This is a genomic window from Paenibacillus sp. FSL R10-2734 (genome assembly GCF_037963865.1).
GTDB lineage: Bacteria > Bacillota > Bacilli > Paenibacillales > Paenibacillaceae > Paenibacillus_AQ.
In genome coordinates this window covers 6,019,033-6,036,196 of the sequence record NZ_CP150170.1, presented here as the reverse complement: position 1 = coordinate 6,036,196, position 17,164 = coordinate 6,019,033, and the positions used below count along the sequence as shown (strand labels likewise).

The window sequence follows — 17,164 nt, the reverse complement described above, 5'->3', positions numbered from 1 at the left end:
ACTTAATAGTTATTGTTTTCTAGGGTTCCGCAGTCGTTGCACAGCTGGTCTGGTCCGAGGGAAAACGCACGAGCCGTATCGTTCGTGTCTACACGGAGGGATAAAAGCCCGGGAGGTATCGTCATATATGACGATGACCTTCCGGGCTTATTTGTTTGTTTCGTGGGCAATTATAAAGTAGGTGAATTGAAGGAGGGCTTGAAATGAAAAACAATGCAGAGTGGCTAAAGGTGGTTGGTGCAGCTGTTTTCGAGGTCATGTGGGTCATTGGCTTGAAACATGCCTCCTCAGTGTGGGAGTGGCTGATAACGGTGGTGGCTATAATAATAAGCTTCTATGTGATTATTTCAGCAAGTGCCAAACTGCCGGTGGGCACGGTATATGCCGTGTTTGTTGGTTTAGGAACCGCAGGTACAGTTCTTGCAGAAATGATTATTTTCGGAGAACCCTTCAAAATCATGAAGCTGGTTCTAGTGCTTATTTTGCTGGTAGGAGTTATTGGTTTGAAAATGGTAACCAAAGAACCTGAAGTAAAGGGGGAGTCTTAAATGGCATGGGTATTTCTGGTCTTTGCTGGCTTATTTGAAATGTTCGGAGTGGCTATGATTAATAGGTTGAATAAACACCGGAATATGCTGTCGGTTGCGCTGCTCATCCTTGGTTTCGGAGGAAGCTTTTTACTTCTGGCATTAGCGATGGAGAGTTTGCCGATGGGGACAGCTTATGCGGTATGGACGGGAATCGGTGCATCCGGTGGAGCGATTCTAGGGATGTTGTTGTTTGGAGAAGCCAAAGACTGGCGCCGGATCGTTTGTATTATTATGATTCTGGGTGCAGCTGTGGGGCTAAAACTGATAGCTTAGTTTGGTATTCATTCGTTACTTTTTCTCTTCAAACAGAGATTAGTTATAAATTGGACACGATTCAGATGTTTAGAAAGGTTCTTATAGGTCGTATAAAGTAAGTATACAATACTTCAATAAGGGGATTTTTAATATGACTAAGGATTCAATCGAACATTTGAATGAAATCGCAAAAATGAACCAATCTAAGCGCATCCTGCTTCCAGATGGAACGTCACTTCCCAGAATTGGACAGGGAACTTGGAATATGGGAGACGACGCTTCCCGTAGGGAGGAAGAGATCGCTGCCCTGCGATTAGGTGTGGAATTAGGCATGGATTTAATAGATACGGCTGAGATGTATGGGGACGGACGCTCGGAGCTTTTAGTAGGTGAGGCTATCAAAGGGATTCGAGATGAGGTTTTCTTGGTATCAAAAGTCTATCCACATAATGCAGGTAATGAGCGCCTAGTCCGCAGCTGTGAAGAAAGCTTGAAACGCTTGAATACGGATCATCTGGATCTTTATCTACTGCATTGGCGGGGAGATATCCCACTAGAAGAGACTGTCCAGGGTATGGAGAAACTAGTCTCTCAAGGAAAAATAGCAAGATGGGGTGTATCCAACCTCGATACCGAAGATATGAAAGAGCTGCTAAGGATTGATGGGGGAACTCATTGTGCTACCAATCAGGTTCTTTATCATTTAGGGTCCAGAGGAATTGAAGCTGAACTGCTACCATGGCAGAAAAGTCACAAGATCCCGGTAATGGCTTACTCACCGCTTGCTCAGGCAGGTTCGCTCCGAAAAGGAGTTATCGAAAGTGAAGTCGTTCTGGAAATCGCCAGTGCCCATAATGTAACTCCGCTTCAGATTATGCTCGCTTGGACGATCCGTGAAGAGGATGTCATTACTATTCCAAAAGCTTCTTCTCGTAAGCACGTCATTGAGAATGCTGCCGCAGGTTTAATTACGCTAAGTGATGAAGAAATGTGGAAGCTGGACGAAGCTTTCCCAGTACCAGCCTGGAAAGTGCCGCTGGATATGATTTAAATAAGTTCGAGAAGAAAGCTCGCCGATTAGGCGGGCTTTTTTACGTAAATGTAAGGATCGATCAAGGGTATAAGCAGCACGGTGTATTTCAAAAATGCTGATGGTTAACTAATCAATTTCTATAATGAATAAACCTGCAAAAGTACATTTTTAAATGGCAAAAAGGATGGCTAAAGCATTAATTCCTGCAAATCTGCAGTTATTCTTGCCTCAGAAGAAGCCTTCAAGCCATAAGTGAGGATATACCTGCACATTTGCAGTTTTTGGACTTAATGAAGATGATATCTGTACAAAAAGCTGATCATTTGTAGGCTTTCTTTAGTCCTGCATTTCATTGTGAGATGTGAGCTGAGAGCTCCTGAAAGGTTTTTGTGATTATAAGTAAAGCCCTCATTCACTACGAAAGTGTTTGAGGGCTTCTTATTGTGTCATGCCATTAGATTAGCTGTTCTCAATAATCGTCTGCAGTGTGGTCCGATCAAGACCTTCTACCAGCTTGATCAGAAGCTCTTTAGCAGCTTCGTAGTCATCACTGTGAATAACTGATGAAGCGGTGTGTATGTAGCGGGAGCATATTCCGATTACTGCTGATGGGACACCGATTCCACTAACATGAACCTGACCCGCATCTGTTCCGCCTTGGGATACAAAATACTGATATTTGATCCGGTGAGTATCCGCAGTATCCTGTACATATTCAATCAGACCGCGATGGGTAACCATCGTAGGATCAAAAATGCGCAGGAGAGCTCCTTTACCCAGATGGCCAAATGCCTGACTGTCACCTGTCATATCGGCAGCAGCGCTAGCGTCCAGACCGAAGAAGATGTCCGGTGACAGGAGATTAGCCGCAGTACGCGCCCCCCGAAGTCCTACTTCCTCTTGTACAGTAGCACCAGCGAAAACGGTATTCGGCAGCTTTTTGCCGTGCAACGCTTTAACTAGTTCAATGGCGAGTCCTACACCATAGCGGTTATCCCAAGCTTTAGCCAAGATTTTTTTGGGATTAGCAAGAGGGGTGAAAGGACAAATCGGCAGTATTTGTTGGCCTGGTCTTACGCCAAAGCTCTCTGCTTCTTCACGACTGTCTGCACCGATATCAATATACATTTTGCTGATTTCGCCAGTCTTACCGCGTTCTTCATTACTAAGTAGATGGATGGGAGTGCTGCCAACAACACCAGTCAGTGTTCCTTTAGGTGTAATGATTTGGAGACGCTGAGAAGCAACAGCAGAGGCGAGCCAGCCGCCTAGTGGTTGAAAACGAATCATTCCGGTGTTAGTAATTCCAGTTACCATAAAGCCAACTTCGTCAAAATGTCCAGCGACCATAATTTTTGGTCCGTTTTCCTCACCGCGCAGTACGCCAAACAGACTTCCGAGACGATCTTGCACGAACTCTTCGGTATAAGGGGCCATGGCATCCTTGACGTAAGCGCGGAGTTCGCGCTCAAAGCCTGGAGCTGCCGGGAATTCGGTAAGTGTTTTGAATAGATCCAATGTTTCTTGATTCATTTGAAATCACTCCTTTATTGAACCTAGTATGAACATTTTGAGCTCACTTGTCCATGACAAGAGACATTGAACACCGGGCACAAGTTACACGAATACTATGCAATAGAGGCTTTGGTGGCAGAAGCCCGAGAAAGGATGCGAAGACGAATGAGGGTAGCGGGTAGCATACCCCAAAGAAGGGTGCAGGGAAGATACTCAAGTAGGAGCCTACAAGTAAAAGGGACGCGCAAACGATACTGGCGCCACAATTCAAGGGAAAGAGAAGCAATACTTATTCTTGTGCTCTTTTTACTGTTGATTGTTGTGTTACTGTATTTTTCCTAAACTGGAGGGACATAACGAAGCGGAGGATGGCAAACACTAAGGAAAACTTCTAAGCGAAGAATAACTTGAGGGGCTTCAACTTCAAAGTGAGTACTAAGATGTTTGTCAGCCCCCTTCGCCTAACTTTCAGGAGGTGCCCTCAATGCCGGCGAAAACTAAGAAATCTGGTGTCAAGCTGAAGCTTGACACCTTGACTCCACAAGATTACGAGAAGTTGTCCAAGCCATTTGTACCCGCCCGCCCGGTATTAAAGAACTGTGTGCGAGCATTTCTTTCTGGCGGCTTAATTTGTGTAATTGGACAAGGTGTTCAGGAGGCTTTTATGGCTATATTTGATATGACCTCCAAGGAAGCCGCCAGTCCGACAGTAGCAGTGATGATCCTACTGTCCGTGATCCTGACCAGCTTTGGCGTGTATGACAAAATGGCTCAATGGGCTGGTGCAGGAACTGCAGTGCCGGTTACCGGATTTGCGAACAGTATGTGCTCTGCAGCTCTAGAACACCGTGCTGAGGGCCTTGTGCTTGGTGTAGGCGGCAATATGTTTAAGCTAGCGGGCTCGGTCATTGTATTTGGTGCCGTCGCTGCTTTCATAATTGGTATCGTCTATCTCTTCTTGGGCGTAGATGGAGGTGCACATACATGAAGCAGCTTGGTAGTCAGACCTGGGAGTTCACGAACCGTCCCGTTATTTTAGGTTCTTCCGCTGTAGTGGGGCCAGAAGAGGGAGAAGGCCCTTTAGTATCAGATTTTGATTTTATATATGATTCGCTGGAAATGGACGAGAAGACATGGGAGAAGGCAGAGCGTGCTCTTTTCGAGAAGGCAGCCATGCTAGCTCTGATTAATGCGAATATCGATAAAGAGAAGCTAGAGTTTTTTGTCGGTGGAGATTTGATGAACCAGATTATCAGCAGTTCTTTTGCAGCTAGAAAATTAGGGGTGCCTTATCTCGGAGTCTTTGGCGCTTGCTCTACCTCCATGGAGAGCCTGGCGATTGCCTCAATGATCGTTGATTCTGGAGGCAGCAAGTATGTGCTTGCGGGAACATCCAGCCATAACTGTACGGTGGAGAAGCAATTTCGTTATCCTACCGAATATGGCTCACAGAAGCCCCCAACGGCGCAGTATACAGTTACAGGCTCAGGCTGTGCTGTAGTTGGCCAGAATGATGGATCTGGCAACAATCCAGTCGTGGTCATGGCAACGCTTGGGCGTATTATGGATCTTGGTTTGACGGACCCTTTTAATATGGGAACGGCTATGGCACCTGCGGCGGCGGATACAATCACTGCACATTTTCGGGATACAGGACTATCGCCCGGGCACTATGATCTAATTGTTACCGGGGATTTAGCATCTGTGGGGTTACCCATAGCCAAAACCCTGTTAGCCAAAGAGGGGATTCCTATGGAGCAAACAACCTTTGATGATTGTGGTCTACTTATTTACGACTTGGAGAAACAGAAATATGTGATCGCTGGAGGAAGTGGCTGCGGATGTTCAGCGGTTGTAACCTATGGTCATATCCTTAAGCGCCTAAGGAAAGGTCAACTTAAACGTGTGCTTATAGTGGCAACTGGCGCACTATTATCCCCTTTGTCTTATCAGCAAGGAGAGAGTATTCCGTGTGTCGCTCATGCTGTAGCCATAGAGAGCGGAGGTGAAGCATAATGATGATTTACTTATGGGCTTTTCTGATTGGAGGAGCCATTTGCGTTATAGGGCAGCTGATGTTCGATGTATTGAAGCTGACACCTGCACATACGATGAGTACCTTAGTTGTAGCTGGGGCGATTGCTGATGCTTTTGGAATATACGATCCACTTGTGAAATTTGCAGGAGCTGGAGCAACCATTCCGATCACAAGCTTTGGGAATTCCTTGGTACATGGTGCATTGACAGAGCTGGAGCGAGATGGCTGGATCGGCGTTGTTACGGGGATTTTTGATATTACAAGCGCGGGTATTTCCGCAGCGATTGTGTTTTCCTTTTTGGCAGCTTTAGTTGTACGGCCGAAGGGGTAGCAAAGTCAGAGTCTACGAGAAACGGTTATCGTCTATAAAGACGGTAATCGTTTTTTTTCTTGTTTAAAACCTGTAGGATGTTTCATATTATGGTTTTTTTTGTATCCGTACTTCGTGATCTTCAACAATGTACTTTGGGTCCCTTAATCATGTAAAATATAAATAATACTGTTTATTCTGGCTAGGAGGATCATATATGCCCATACGTCAAGAATCGATGCACACCATGAATGCTGTACGCACTAATTTGGAATCCTGCATACTTGGAAAATCATTTGAAATACAATTGCTACTAACTGCGCTGCTTGCTGGTGGTCATGTATTGATCGAGGATGTACCGGGAACAGGAAAAACCCAGCTAATACGCGCACTTTCAAGATCAATGTCCGGTGAATATCGCCGGATCCAGTGTAATCCCGATATACTTCCGAGTGATATTACTGGTGTTTCTGTATATCATCCTAGGGATGAGATGTTTCATTTCCGGCCAGGTCCGGTGATGACGAATATTCTGTTAGCTGATGAAATTAACCGTGCTACAACGAAGACACAATCCGCACTTCTAGAAGTGATGGAGGAACGAAACGTAACCGTGGACGGAGAGACCTATCCACTTCCACATCCGTTCATGTTGTGTGCTACCCAGAATCCGATAGATTTTGAGGGAACCTACACGCTGCCTGAAGCTCAACTGGATCGATTCATGCTGAGAATTAGCCTTGGATATCCTGATGCTGCAACTGAGAAGAACTTATTGCTAAGCCATCAGGAGGGCCAACCTGTGGATAGGCTTTCGCCAGTAACAAGCATGGAACAAATTGCAGGGATTCAGGAAGAGATTCGCGACATCTTCATGAGCGAGCCTGTGCTGAATTACTTGTTAGATATTGTACGGCAGACAAGAGAGCATCCACTTGTGCTACTGGGTGCAAGTCCACGTGCCTCATTATCCTTTATGATGGCTTGTAAAGCTTATGCCTTTTTGCAGGGACGGGATTACGTTCTGCCTGATGATGTGAAGATACTTACTCCATTTGCCTTGGGTCATCGGATATTGCTACGTCCAGAGTCGCGCCTAGATAATATTAGCGTAGAATCTTTACTTCAAAAGCTTCTGCAGAGCATTCATGTGCCTGTTACGATGAGGCAATAATATGAGACGTTATTTGTCTTCGGTTGCAGCCATCATTCAACCCTCTAAGCTTGCTAGCATCCTTGTGATTTGGAGCATTACACTCTTATATGTACTTTTTCAGGGCGGGAAAACTGCATTTATGTTGTTTATCATGGTCTCTGTACTCATTGCATATTTGATTGCTGGAGGTTTAGGAGGCGTTCGGCGAGCTAAGGGCACTCGCAGTCTTTTTTCTGAACAGGACAAGGGAGATTTGCTCTCTGCCGGAGGGCATCTTCATGTAAAGCTTAAGGTTACAATCCCTGGGATTTTGCCATTGCCTTATGTAGTAGTAAGAGAGGTTCTTAAGCGGCATAATGGAGAATCGTGGGTATTTGAAGAAAGTGTGATCCCAAGCCTCAGAGGAATTGGGGAACTGAAGTTTCAGACACCAGCCCTTGAACGTGGAACCTACACTTTCTCTAATACGGATATCATCAGCCAAGATATATTTGGGCTTGTCGAGCATAAAGGAACATTTCTATCTGAAGGACAGTTTCAGGTTTTGCCTCGTGCGATCTACGTTCCACGCTGGCAGTTATATGAGAAGAGATCTCGGCTCTCTGGGCCGCAGACATCCGTTGTTCAATCTCGGCGTGAAACTACACAAATTAATGGCGTCCGTGACTATGTATATGGTGATCGCTTGACACGAATTCACTGGAATGCCACTGCGAAGACAGGTTCGTGGAAATCTAAAGAGTTTGAACATGAGTCGATTCCCAAAACTATTCTAGTTCTTGACGGAAGTACATCAGCTTATATGAATACGAATCAATTCGAATTAGCAGTTTCTGTGACGGCATCACTACTCGGATTCGGCATTCGAGAGAGAATTGGAATTGGCCTGTGTTGTTTGGATAAAACGACGAAGGTGTTCGCACCCGTAGAAAGTGCTGCTGAGCGACAGAAGATGATTCAGTATTTAATCGATCTTAACGCTGAGGGGCGGGGACCGCTGATCTCCCGGTTGGAAAAAGGTTACCGTATGTTCCCTAAAGGTTCTTACTTCGTGTTAATCAGTCCACAACGTGGGCAGCCTGTACTGGATGCATTACGCTGGGCTGACAGCAGAGGGATGACAGCTTCTCATATTCATGTGCGAAATTCGGCAGAAATGAATGGCAATGATTGGACAGACGTACTTAGATCACGTGGAATAGCTGGTTATGGTATTAGTTCACTTCAAGAGCTTCCTGCTGTGTTAGGAGGGGAAGGGTGATATGAGAAACTGGTGGAATCAGATAAAATTCTCCTGGTACCGTTCCGTTGGCCTGTTTTGGCTGTTGATTATTGCACAGCAGTGGATTTCTTATACGGAACCCATCTGGTTAAATCAAACAACAGCTTCTGTATGGGCTGCTCTATTAACGATCACAGTCATTGAGATGATTATCCCTGTTAAAGTTCAATACAGACTTATGATAGAAGCTGTAGCTATTATCTATATCGTTTATCGCACCATTACACATTATGGAATATACGTTGCTGATCCATGGGCCATAACTCTTTCTGACAAGCTCCGGGATATTAGTGTTCATATGGTGCCGTATATCTGGTTTGCTCTTGGTGCCTCAGCTCTGCTATTGCTATCATCTTGGTGGGTATCCTCGAAAAGGCGTATATTATGGTTTATAGGAATGAACATTGTAGCGTTGGCTGCTCTAGATTCCTTTACATCTATTGTATTGTGGCAGGAAGTGGCCTGGACGGTATTTGCAGGTATGTGCTGGCTTGTCAGCCAGCACCTGAGAAGTTTCCAGCTTCATTATCCGCGTGGATGGGTACATTTGCTGGAATATCCCTCGAAAATAGTTATGAATATCGCCATTGTCTTCTCTCTGGTTATCCTAATTGGTGTGAATATGCCGGATGTAAGGCCTACTCTGACGGATCCTTATACGGCGTGGCAAGAATGGAATGGAATTGGAAAATCTTCTGGAAAGAGCACATCGGGAACAACGGAATCCAATACGGGCTCAAGTTCCGCCGCTAACAATTCTTCGTCCGGTTACAGTCTGAATGATGACAATCTGGGCGGGGGCTTTAACTTCGATTATACCCCAGTGATGACAGTGGTCTCAGATTTACGTTCTTATATGCGTGGAGAAACACGCAGAGTCTACTCTGGAAGTGGATGGACAGATAAGGATCGATCAAAGCGGGGGCCTATAGAAGAGGTGGAAACGGGGCAACTCTTAGAGCAAAGTGTGGCTTCTAAGGTCACTACCCGAGCATTGAAACAGACGGTTAGCGTGCTTAACAATAATGAATTTCCTGTGTTGTTCGGTGCGTATTCCATTACTTCGGTGGATTTATTAAATGGCGAGGAAGCTGGGAATGGTCTTTTCTGGAGAGAGCGTGATAGTGAGCTTCTATGGGATATGGATAGGAAGAACCGCGATTATCCTACGAGCTTCGAGCTGACTTCTGAAGTTCCGGTCATTCCTGTTCAGGAATTGACAGCAAAGACCTATGAGGAGCTATACAAAGGTGATGATCTGGAGGAAATCTTCCTTCAGCTACCTGATGATTTCCCTCAAAGGGTTAAAGATCTGGCCGAGGAAATTACAGCACAAGGAACAACGCCGTATGAAAAAACAGCACTTTTGCAACAATACTTACAACAAACCTTTCCATATACCAACAAGCCGGATATATCACGAGTTTCAAGTAAGGATTTTGTAGAGGGTTTTTTGTTTGAGCTGAAGGAAGGTTACTGTGATTATTATTCTACGGCACTGGTTACTATGGCACGCTCTCTGAATATACCTGCACGATGGGTTAAGGGATACGCACCTGGAGAACAGCCAGAGATGCCAATGAATCCGGCGCTTCAGCAGTCAGTGGCAGCGAATAATTACTACACGATCACCAATGCAGATGCCCATTCTTGGGCTGAGGTCTATTTTGGTGATTATGGCTGGATTCCGGTTGAAGCTACACCGGGGTTTAATGTTCCCCTTTTGACTCAGAATGAGCAACTTCCTGAGACAGAGCCTAATGACAAGGTTGAAGAAAACGAACCTGAACCAACAACTGCAAATGAAGCACAAGAAAATCAAGGCTTACATGTGGGTGTATGGGTAGTACTAGCAGCTGTGCTTGTGCTGCTGTCTTGGACGATTTTTAAAATTTGGCATATGCGCTTTAAGCTTCGCTTCTTAGTTCAACAGATGCGGATGGGTCGTCCTTTAACACCTGATCAGAAAGTTGTTGCGGAAACTGAGCGTTGGGTAAGGTATTTGCATCGTAAGGGAATGATGAAGGAAGAGCATGAAACACTGCGTGAAGCCGTAGTTCGCTGGGGCCAGGAACGACCTGCTGTGGCCAATCATCTTTCTTCACTACTGACAATGTTTGAACAGGCGAAGTATAGCCCTGATGTTATTGAAGACAAAGACTGGCAGAGCGTGTATACTGAAGCTTTGCGGCTGCGGAGAACGATAAGATCCAAGAAATAGCGTGTTTGCAGTAAATCATTGATATAGATTTATTTGCGTAGCGCATGGAGTATGTTATAGTTTTTTGTATGAAATCGAGGTGAACGTATTGTTTGAAATGTTAGTTCCCAAACTCCGGGTGAATACGGTATTCGATATTTCTCTGGAAGAGCTGTATCGACAGGGATACCGTGGAATCATTACGGATCTGGATAATACACTGGTCGGTGCCAAAGCGCCTGTGGCTACTCCGGAGCTGTTGTTATGGTTTGAGAAGGTAAAGGAAGTGGGCTTTAAGCTCATAATCGTATCTAATAACAACATGGATCGGGTGTCACGCTTTGCTACACCGCTTAATATTGAATTTGTGCATCAGGCTCGTAAACCGAGTAATGCTCCTTTTCTTAAAGCGATGAAGCAGATGGAGTTGCCACCGGAGCAAACGATTGTGGTGGGAGACCAAATGCTTACAGATGTATACGGCGGCAATCGGCTTGGCCTGTATACCGTATTGGTGCTGCCAATCTCCGTTAAGGATGAAGGGTTCGGCACAAGATTTAATCGCCAGGTAGAGCGAGTTGCTCTGACACGGCTTCGTAAAAAAGGATTGTGGCACGAGGAGGATAAATAGTAATGAACGAACAAAGTGAAACACAGCGTCCTGAGAAGTGTAGCGGTTGTGGTATCAAGCTTCAGACGGAGCATAAGGATCAACCGGGATACCTTCCGGAAGTCGCACTTGATCGGGACCCTGTGATTTGCCAGCGCTGTTTCCGGATTAAGAATTATAACGAGGCTTCATCCGTTTCAGTGAATCAGGATGAATTTCTTCGCTTGCTGAGTGGAGTAGGGGAGAAGAATGCACTTGTTATTCATATTGTTGACATTTTCGATTTCGAAGGCAGTTTGATTTCTGGCTTGCAACGGTTTGTCGGTAATAACCCAGTTATTCTTGCAGTGAATAAATGTGATTTGCTGCCTAAGGTTACGAACTGGAATAAATTGCGTAACTGGATGCAGCAGCGCTGTAAAGAGGAAGGACTGCGGACGGCTGAAATCGTACTCTGTAGCGCGAAGCGTAATCAAGGGTTTGACCGTTTGCTGGAAGCCGTAACAGAGCTGCGCGGCCAGCGTGACGTTTATGTAGTTGGTGCAACGAATGTGGGCAAGTCCACACTGATTAATCGACTGATTTCGGACTATAGCGATTTAGAGCAGGAGTTAACCACTTCACGTTACCCTGGTACAACGCTAGATACTGTCAAAATTCCATTGGATGATGGTAACTTTATCATAGATACTCCAGGGATTGTGTACCCTTGGCGTTACAGTGAATTAGTTGAACGTCAGGATCTGGATGCGGTTATGCCTGCTAATCCGTTGAAGCCTGCTGTCTATCAGTTGAATGAAGGACAGACGCTCTTCTTTGGTGGACTAGGACGTTTTGATTTTGTGCAAGGAGTACACCAATCGTTCACTTGCTTTATCAGTGGTACTTTAAAAATCCATCGTACTAAGCTGGAGCGTGCAGATTCCCTCTATGCAGATCATCGTGGTGAAATGCTGTCACCTCCCGGAACTGACCGGATGGACAAGCTACCACCATGGCAACGGCATGAGTTCCGGATTAACCGAGGCAGTCGGAGCGATCTATATATTTCAGGTTTGGGCTGGATCAAGGTCAACGGGACGGAAGGCGCAGTCGTGGCAATCCACGTTCCGCGTGGTGTGAAGGTGCTTACCCGCCCTTCGATGATCTAACGGGGAGGCTATTACAGTGTCTTTGAAAACGGCAACCGAAGGCCACAATACCGGGAATATTCTACTGGGCGTAATGGGAGATCCTATTATACAATCCAAATCTCCTATTATGCATGAAGCAGCACTGCAAGCGCTGGGAATTCCGGGTGCTTACGTGCCGCTTCATATCCTTCCGGAGAATCTGGAGGATGCGGTGCAAGCGGTTCGGACGCTTGGGTTCCGTGGGGTAAATGTGACGATTCCGCATAAGGTTGCGGTGATGGCACTTGTGGATCAATTAGATGAAAGTGCGGTAGCCGTTGGCGCAGTCAATACGATTGTTAATAATAACGGGATACTCACTGGATATAATACGGATGGAATCGGTTATGTGCGGTCGCTTAAGGCGGAAGCCATTTCTGATTTGTCAGGTATGAAGATTATGGTGATTGGAGCCGGTGGGGCAGCAAGGGGAATTGTTGCCGCACTGCTTCAGGAGAAGCCTTCTTCTATCATTATTGCTAATCGCAGTGTTGATAAGGCACAGGAATTGGCCACACTTTGCCAGAGCAAAGGGAATGTTATCGGGATTAGCATGAACGAAGTAGCGGAAATGCTAAATGGTGTAGACGTACTGATCAATACTACCTCTGTAGGCATGTATCCTTATATCGAGGAGACACCGATAGACCCAGAACTGCTTCGTGCAGGGATGGTCGTAAGTGATCTGATTTATAATCCGCTGCGTACGCGTTTATTGTTAGAAGCACTTGAACGGGGCTGTACAATCCATGGAGGCCTCGGTATGTTTGTCTATCAGGGTGCCTATGCACTGGAGTATTGGACGGGGCAACCTGCTCCTACGGAAATCATGCGACAGACCATACTCAATTGTCTGGGCGGAAAAGAGTAAGAAATGGATTCATCAATTTAGGGTAATAAAATATGTTAATTAAGGAGTTATTCATTTATGTTAACTGGTAAACAAACACGGTATCTTCGTTCATTGGCGCATCATCTCGATCCTATTTTTCAAGTGGGCAAAGGTGGAGTAAATGATCACCTCGTACGCCACATTGAAGAAGCTATTGAGAAGCGTGAGCTTATGAAGATTAGTATACTGAGCAACAATATTGAGAATCCGAAGGAAATCGGTGCTGCACTAGCTGAACAATCCGGTTCTGAACTTGTACAAGTAATCGGTAAGACCATTGTCCTGTACAAGGAATCACGCGATAACAAAACTATTGAGCTGCCACGCTAATAGCTGTAAGTATACCCTACCGAGGAGGTCGTCCTCTTGAAAGTTGGAATAATGGGAGGTACCTTTGATCCTCTTCATATCGGTCATATGATGGCAGCGGAAGCGGCAAGGGACACTTATGGACTTCAAGAAATATGGTTTATGCCTTCGCATATCCCGCCCCATAAACATGAGGCAGGTGTATCTGGAGCAGACCGGTTGGCAATGGTGCAGGAAGCGGTACAGAATCATGAGGCTTTTCGCACATTAGACTGGGAAGTTGTTAGAGGTGGCGTATCCTATACGTATGAGACTATAAGACGGCTGCAAGAAGCGTATCCGCATTTCGATCTTTATTTCATCATCGGAGCGGATATGGTTCAGTATTTACCGAAATGGAACGAGATTGAAGAGCTTGTGCAGCGGCTTACATTTATCGGTGTAGGTCGACCGGGAACACCTCTTGATCTAGACGCATTGCCAACTTATATAGCAGATAAGGTGCTGCTAGCAGATATGCCTCTGGTTGATATATCGTCAACGATGTTAAGAGAACGGGCTGCAGCGGGAAAATCCATTCGTTATATGGTACCTGAGGCAGTGTTCGATTATGTTCAAAGGAGTGGATTGTATGGCGTACAGCCGCGAAGCTCTGATTGAGGCGGTTTCGACGCAAATGCCTGCCAAGCGCTGGAAGCATACACTGGGCGTAATGGAGTCATCTATTCAACTAGCAGAGCAATATGGCGCTGATCCTGAGCGTGCAGAGACAGCGGCAATTCTGCATGATGTGGCCAAGTATTGGCCTGTGGAGAGAATGAAGGAGATTATCGAGCAGAATCATCTGAACTTGAATCTTCTGAAGCATGATAAGCAGTTGTGGCATTCGGAAGTAGGCGCCTTTGTAGCAGAGCAAGAATATGGGATCACAGATCCTGATATTCTTAATGCGATCCGTTTTCACACCTCAGGCCGTGAAGACATGAGTTTACTTGAGAAAATCGTCTGTCTCGCCGACTATATCGAACCTGGTCGCGATTTTCCTGGGGTTGATAAGATACGTAAGCTGGCAAAAGTAAGTTTGGAAGAAGGACTAGTCGCTGGATTTGATTCTACGATTAGCCTACTGCTGGAAAAACGCCGAGTGATTTTTCCGTTAACGGTACTGGCGCGTAATGATTTAGTTAGAATATTGGAGGATAAAATATGAGTGTACAACCAAGCAAGCTGTTAGAACTGGCCCTTAAGGCTGTGGAAGATAAAAAAGCAATGAACGTAGTGGCACTAGATCTGCGTACTGTTTCACCGATTAGTGATTACTTTGTTGTATGTCATGGTAATTCGGATACCCAAGTACAGTCCATCGCTACTGAAGTCCGCAAAGTGGTTCATGAAGCAGGCGGCGTGATCAAGGGAATCGAAGGAATGGATTCAGCACGCTGGGTGCTGATGGATCTTGGAGATGTTATCGTTCATATTTTCCACCGCGATGAACGTGAATACTACAATATCGAGCGTCTGTGGTCGGATGCGAAGGTAGTGGAGACTGTATGAGCCTGATTGCAGGAACTACAGTTACACTTAATGTAGTAAGAGAGGTATCCCCGTACGGATTTTTCCTGAATGCCGGTGATCAGGATGTTATGCTGCATTATACAGAGCTTACCGAGAAGGTTAAGACTGGCGATAAAGTTGAAGTATTCATCTTCTTTGATACCGAGGATCGTCTAGCGGCAACGATGAAGAAACCGTTTCTAACGCTGGGCGAAATGGCGTTATTGGAAGTGGCTGATATTCACCCGCGGTTGGGCTGCTTCTTGGAGATGGGCCTTGGACGGCAGCTGCTGCTGCCAATCCGTGAGCTTCCAGAGCTTCCAGAGCTACGTCCTCAGATTGGCGACTATGTATATGCGATTATGGAGCATGACAAACAGGGACGTCTTCGTGCTAAATTAGCTGGAGAACAGGAGCTTGCTCCACTAGCTCTTCCTGCGCCTGAATCCTGGATGGGACAAACTGTAACAGCCCGAGTGTATAAGCCGCTGCAGATGGGGACTTTTGTTCTTGTAGATGCAGGGGTGTTAGGCTTTGGTATAATCGGTATGGTCCATTCATCCGAACGTAGTCGACTACTTCGTTTAGGTGAGCAATTTGAAGCGCGTGTCTCCCATATCCGTGAGGATGGACGTGTGAACCTGTCTATGGGGCTTCGTAAGGAAGTTGGTATGGATGTTGATTCTGCGTCGATTTTGGAATTCTTACATGCCCGTCCGGGCGGAGGAATGCCTTATTCCGATGCAACGCCACCAGATATTATTAAGCAGCGTTTTGGGATTAGCAAATCAGCCTTTAAGCGTGCGCTTGGTAAGCTGATGAAGGAAGGCCATATTACCCAAAAAGAGAATTGGACGTATCTTGTTCCTAAGGAAGAGGAAGGTTCAACCGAGGGAAATGAAGGAACAACTGAATAATTTAAAATATAGGAAAGTATAAGTTTCACACTATACTTTTTCCTTATATTTCTCGCTTAAACGCTTACCGTCCTTGAGGGGACGCCGTGGGCGTTTATGCTTAATAGGTCATTAACAGATTCATATTAAATGCTGTAATAGAAAGCGGTGTACTAGTGTCTTCCTATGGGAAATTTGCTTATGTATACGATGAGCTCATGGCAGATATGCCATATCCTGACTGGATAACCTTTGCCGAAACCGCCTGGAGTAAATACGGTAAGCCTGTAACTGTGGCTGAGCTGGGTTGCGGCACAGGGAGTATCACCATTCCTTTGGCGGGTTCAGGGTATCATATGACCGGAATCGATCTATCTTCAGATATGCTCTCAGTGGCACAACGCAAAATGGAGGAGCATCCCCAGGGACGGCGCTTTTTGCGCGAAGGTAGTGTTCGTTGGATTAGACAAAACATGAAGGAATGGGAGCTTCCAGAGCTTGTGGATTCTGTGATTTCTTTCTGTGACTGTCTGAATTATGTGCTGGAAGAAGACGATATCAGAGCTGTCTTTGCCAGTACCTTTGCTGGACTGAAGCAAGGCGGCACCTTTCTGTTTGATGTGCATCATCCAAACACGCTGATTCGTTATGAAGAAGAGCAGCCCTTTGTTCTGGACGAACCGTCAGTGTCCTATATTTGGACTTGTGAGATGGATGTCCCGCGTCGAGAGATAGAACATCATTTGTCCATTTTTGCCCGTGAAGAGGGACGGAGTGATGTATATCGCCGTTTCGAAGAGACACATATTCAGCGTGCCTACGATCCCGAATGGATGAAGGAAGAACTGCTTAAGGCTGGCTTTAGTGATGTGAAGACATACGCCGATTTCGAGTGGATTGAGGCGGATGATGATGCTGAGCGTTTGTTTTATATTGCTATAAAATAAATATAGAGGGGCTGTCCCATAAGCTATTCTCATAGCTTATGAGACAGCCCTTCTTTTTTTGAGATTGGTTGGAGAGTAGAGAGAAGCATGTGGCTGCCGCTATTGGAAACGAGTAGGTATTGCTATCGGGAGCGCGTAGGTTCTATGGGATAAGGACATAGTTGCCACTGTCAGATGCGCTTCGGAACCGGAGAACGGACCCAGCGGACCTTAAACGCAGCATTTTCCGATATTTTGGTTGCTATCGGACTCCATCGTAGCTATTGGCCTGAAAAGTGCCTAAGAGTAGTCTTTTTCCAAGGAATAGTGTCTCTGGTGTCCGAAAACACGCTCCAAAGGCTAAAAATATGCAAATAACGTCTTCTGAGTCCGTAAGCTCCAATGGATGATGGATTCATAATTCAT

The 17,164-nt window shown here is 45.7% G+C and carries 19 protein-coding genes and 1 riboswitch; of the genes, 18 read left to right on the top strand and 1 reads right to left on the bottom strand.

The features are described 5' to 3' along the window. Positions 1-8 precede the first annotated feature (8 nt). Positions 9-117, top strand: a riboswitch (guanidine-I (ykkC/yxkD leader). A gap of 86 nt (positions 118-203) precedes the next feature. The 3 genes from NSS67_RS26155 (at position 204) to NSS67_RS26145 (ending at position 1,896) form a co-directional block, all read left to right on the top strand. Further along, complete coding sequence (locus NSS67_RS26155; protein ID WP_339316651.1) at positions 204-548, top strand: SMR family transporter; 345 nt, start codon at positions 204-206, stop codon at positions 546-548. Continuing rightward, complete coding sequence (locus tag NSS67_RS26150) at positions 549-863, top strand: multidrug efflux SMR transporter (RefSeq protein ID WP_339316650.1); 315 nt, start codon at positions 549-551, stop codon at positions 861-863. It abuts the gene before it with no gap. A gap of 133 nt (positions 864-996) precedes the next feature. Further along, complete coding sequence (locus NSS67_RS26145; protein WP_339316649.1) at positions 997-1,896, top strand: aldo/keto reductase; 900 nt, start codon at positions 997-999, stop codon at positions 1,894-1,896. Positions 1,897-2,337: 441 nt separating this feature from the next. Here the strand turns inward: NSS67_RS26145 and NSS67_RS26140 are convergent, their stop codons facing one another. Beyond that, positions 2,338-3,411, bottom strand: coding sequence for a M42 family metallopeptidase (locus NSS67_RS26140; protein ID WP_339316648.1), 1,074 nt, complete (start codon positions 3,409-3,411; stop codon positions 2,338-2,340). A gap of 466 nt (positions 3,412-3,877) precedes the next feature. Here NSS67_RS26140 and spoVAC point away from each other — a divergent pair, with 466 nt between their 5' ends. The 15 genes from spoVAC (at position 3,878) to NSS67_RS26065 (ending at position 16,759) form a co-directional block, all read left to right on the top strand. Beyond that, the gene (gene spoVAC, locus NSS67_RS26135) at positions 3,878-4,381 is read left to right on the top strand and encodes a stage V sporulation protein AC (RefSeq protein ID WP_339316647.1); all 504 of its coding nucleotides are present in this window, start codon (positions 3,878-3,880) and stop codon (positions 4,379-4,381) included. Further along, complete coding sequence (spoVAD, locus tag NSS67_RS26130; RefSeq protein ID WP_339316646.1) at positions 4,378-5,409, top strand: stage V sporulation protein AD; 1,032 nt, start codon at positions 4,378-4,380, stop codon at positions 5,407-5,409. Before spoVAC ends, spoVAD begins: the two co-directional genes overlap by 4 nt. A 2-nt stretch (positions 5,410-5,411) precedes the next feature. Then, a complete protein-coding gene (gene spoVAE, locus NSS67_RS26125) occupies positions 5,412-5,762 on the top strand; it encodes a stage V sporulation protein AE (RefSeq protein ID WP_339320709.1) in 351 nt (116 codons plus the stop codon). Positions 5,763-5,958: 196 nt separating this feature from the next. Next, on the top strand, positions 5,959-6,915 hold the full coding sequence (locus NSS67_RS26120; protein WP_339316645.1) for a MoxR family ATPase: 957 nt from the start codon (positions 5,959-5,961) through the stop codon (positions 6,913-6,915). Position 6,916: 1 nt separating this feature from the next. Beyond that, positions 6,917-8,158: a DUF58 domain-containing protein gene (locus NSS67_RS26115; protein WP_339316644.1), complete on the top strand. Its 1,242-nt coding sequence runs from the start codon at positions 6,917-6,919 to the stop codon at positions 8,156-8,158. Between the two features lies 1 nt (position 8,159). Further along, positions 8,160-10,400, top strand: coding sequence for a transglutaminase domain-containing protein (locus NSS67_RS26110; RefSeq protein ID WP_339316643.1), 2,241 nt, complete (start codon positions 8,160-8,162; stop codon positions 10,398-10,400). A gap of 88 nt (positions 10,401-10,488) precedes the next feature. Then, entirely contained in the window at positions 10,489-11,010 is a 522-nt protein-coding gene (locus NSS67_RS26105; RefSeq protein WP_339320708.1) for a YqeG family HAD IIIA-type phosphatase, read from the top strand. 2 nt (positions 11,011-11,012) lie between these two features. Further along, positions 11,013-12,140 (top strand): ribosome biogenesis GTPase YqeH, encoded by a 1,128-nt coding sequence (gene yqeH / locus NSS67_RS26100; RefSeq protein ID WP_339316642.1) that lies wholly within the window; start codon positions 11,013-11,015, stop codon positions 12,138-12,140. A gap of 16 nt (positions 12,141-12,156) precedes the next feature. Further along, positions 12,157-13,032: a shikimate dehydrogenase gene (aroE, locus tag NSS67_RS26095; protein WP_339316641.1), complete on the top strand. Its 876-nt coding sequence runs from the start codon at positions 12,157-12,159 to the stop codon at positions 13,030-13,032. 57 nt (positions 13,033-13,089) lie between these two features. Continuing rightward, a complete protein-coding gene (gene yhbY, locus NSS67_RS26090; protein ID WP_042185967.1) occupies positions 13,090-13,383 on the top strand; it encodes a ribosome assembly RNA-binding protein YhbY in 294 nt (97 codons plus the stop codon). 36 nt (positions 13,384-13,419) lie between these two features. Next, positions 13,420-14,022, top strand: coding sequence for a nicotinate-nucleotide adenylyltransferase (locus NSS67_RS26085; protein WP_339316640.1), 603 nt, complete (start codon positions 13,420-13,422; stop codon positions 14,020-14,022). Continuing rightward, positions 13,994-14,572: a bis(5'-nucleosyl)-tetraphosphatase (symmetrical) YqeK gene (yqeK, locus tag NSS67_RS26080; protein WP_283910805.1), complete on the top strand. Its 579-nt coding sequence runs from the start codon at positions 13,994-13,996 to the stop codon at positions 14,570-14,572. The genes NSS67_RS26085 and yqeK overlap by 29 nt, the downstream gene beginning before the upstream one ends. Next, positions 14,569-14,916 (top strand): ribosome silencing factor, encoded by a 348-nt coding sequence (gene rsfS / locus NSS67_RS26075; RefSeq protein WP_042185972.1) that lies wholly within the window; start codon positions 14,569-14,571, stop codon positions 14,914-14,916. Before yqeK ends, rsfS begins: the two co-directional genes overlap by 4 nt. Continuing rightward, positions 14,913-15,833: a S1-like domain-containing RNA-binding protein gene (locus tag NSS67_RS26070; protein ID WP_339316639.1), complete on the top strand. Its 921-nt coding sequence runs from the start codon at positions 14,913-14,915 to the stop codon at positions 15,831-15,833. Before rsfS ends, NSS67_RS26070 begins: the two co-directional genes overlap by 4 nt. Before the next feature lie 155 nt (positions 15,834-15,988). Then, a complete protein-coding gene (locus tag NSS67_RS26065) occupies positions 15,989-16,759 on the top strand; it encodes a class I SAM-dependent methyltransferase (protein WP_339316638.1) in 771 nt (256 codons plus the stop codon). Positions 16,760-17,164 lie beyond the last annotated feature (405 nt).

Excerpts from the sequence above, each read along its gene's own strand:
- NSS67_RS26155 (WP_339316651.1), top strand. The coding sequence starts at position 204 with ATGAAAAACAATGCAGAGTGGCTAAAGGTGGTTGGTGCAGCTGTTTTC.
- NSS67_RS26150 (WP_339316650.1), top strand. The coding sequence starts at position 549 with ATGGCATGGGTATTTCTGGTCTTTGCTGGCTTATTTGAAATGTTCGGA.
- NSS67_RS26145 (WP_339316649.1), top strand. The coding sequence starts at position 997 with ATGACTAAGGATTCAATCGAACATTTGAATGAAATCGCAAAAATGAAC.
- NSS67_RS26140 (WP_339316648.1), bottom strand. The coding sequence starts at position 3,411 with ATGAATCAAGAAACATTGGATCTATTCAAAACACTTACCGAATTCCCG.
- spoVAC (WP_339316647.1), top strand. The coding sequence starts at position 3,878 with ATGCCGGCGAAAACTAAGAAATCTGGTGTCAAGCTGAAGCTTGACACC.
- spoVAD (WP_339316646.1), top strand. The coding sequence starts at position 4,378 with ATGAAGCAGCTTGGTAGTCAGACCTGGGAGTTCACGAACCGTCCCGTT.
- spoVAE (WP_339320709.1), top strand. The coding sequence starts at position 5,412 with ATGATTTACTTATGGGCTTTTCTGATTGGAGGAGCCATTTGCGTTATA.
- NSS67_RS26120 (WP_339316645.1), top strand. The coding sequence starts at position 5,959 with ATGCCCATACGTCAAGAATCGATGCACACCATGAATGCTGTACGCACT.
- NSS67_RS26115 (WP_339316644.1), top strand. The coding sequence starts at position 6,917 with ATGAGACGTTATTTGTCTTCGGTTGCAGCCATCATTCAACCCTCTAAG.
- NSS67_RS26110 (WP_339316643.1), top strand. The coding sequence starts at position 8,160 with ATGAGAAACTGGTGGAATCAGATAAAATTCTCCTGGTACCGTTCCGTT.
- yqeH (WP_339316642.1), top strand. The coding sequence starts at position 11,013 with ATGAACGAACAAAGTGAAACACAGCGTCCTGAGAAGTGTAGCGGTTGT.
- yhbY (WP_042185967.1), top strand. The coding sequence starts at position 13,090 with ATGTTAACTGGTAAACAAACACGGTATCTTCGTTCATTGGCGCATCAT.
- yqeK (WP_283910805.1), top strand. The coding sequence starts at position 13,994 with ATGGCGTACAGCCGCGAAGCTCTGATTGAGGCGGTTTCGACGCAAATG.
- rsfS (WP_042185972.1), top strand. The coding sequence starts at position 14,569 with ATGAGTGTACAACCAAGCAAGCTGTTAGAACTGGCCCTTAAGGCTGTG.
- NSS67_RS26070 (WP_339316639.1), top strand. The coding sequence starts at position 14,913 with ATGAGCCTGATTGCAGGAACTACAGTTACACTTAATGTAGTAAGAGAG.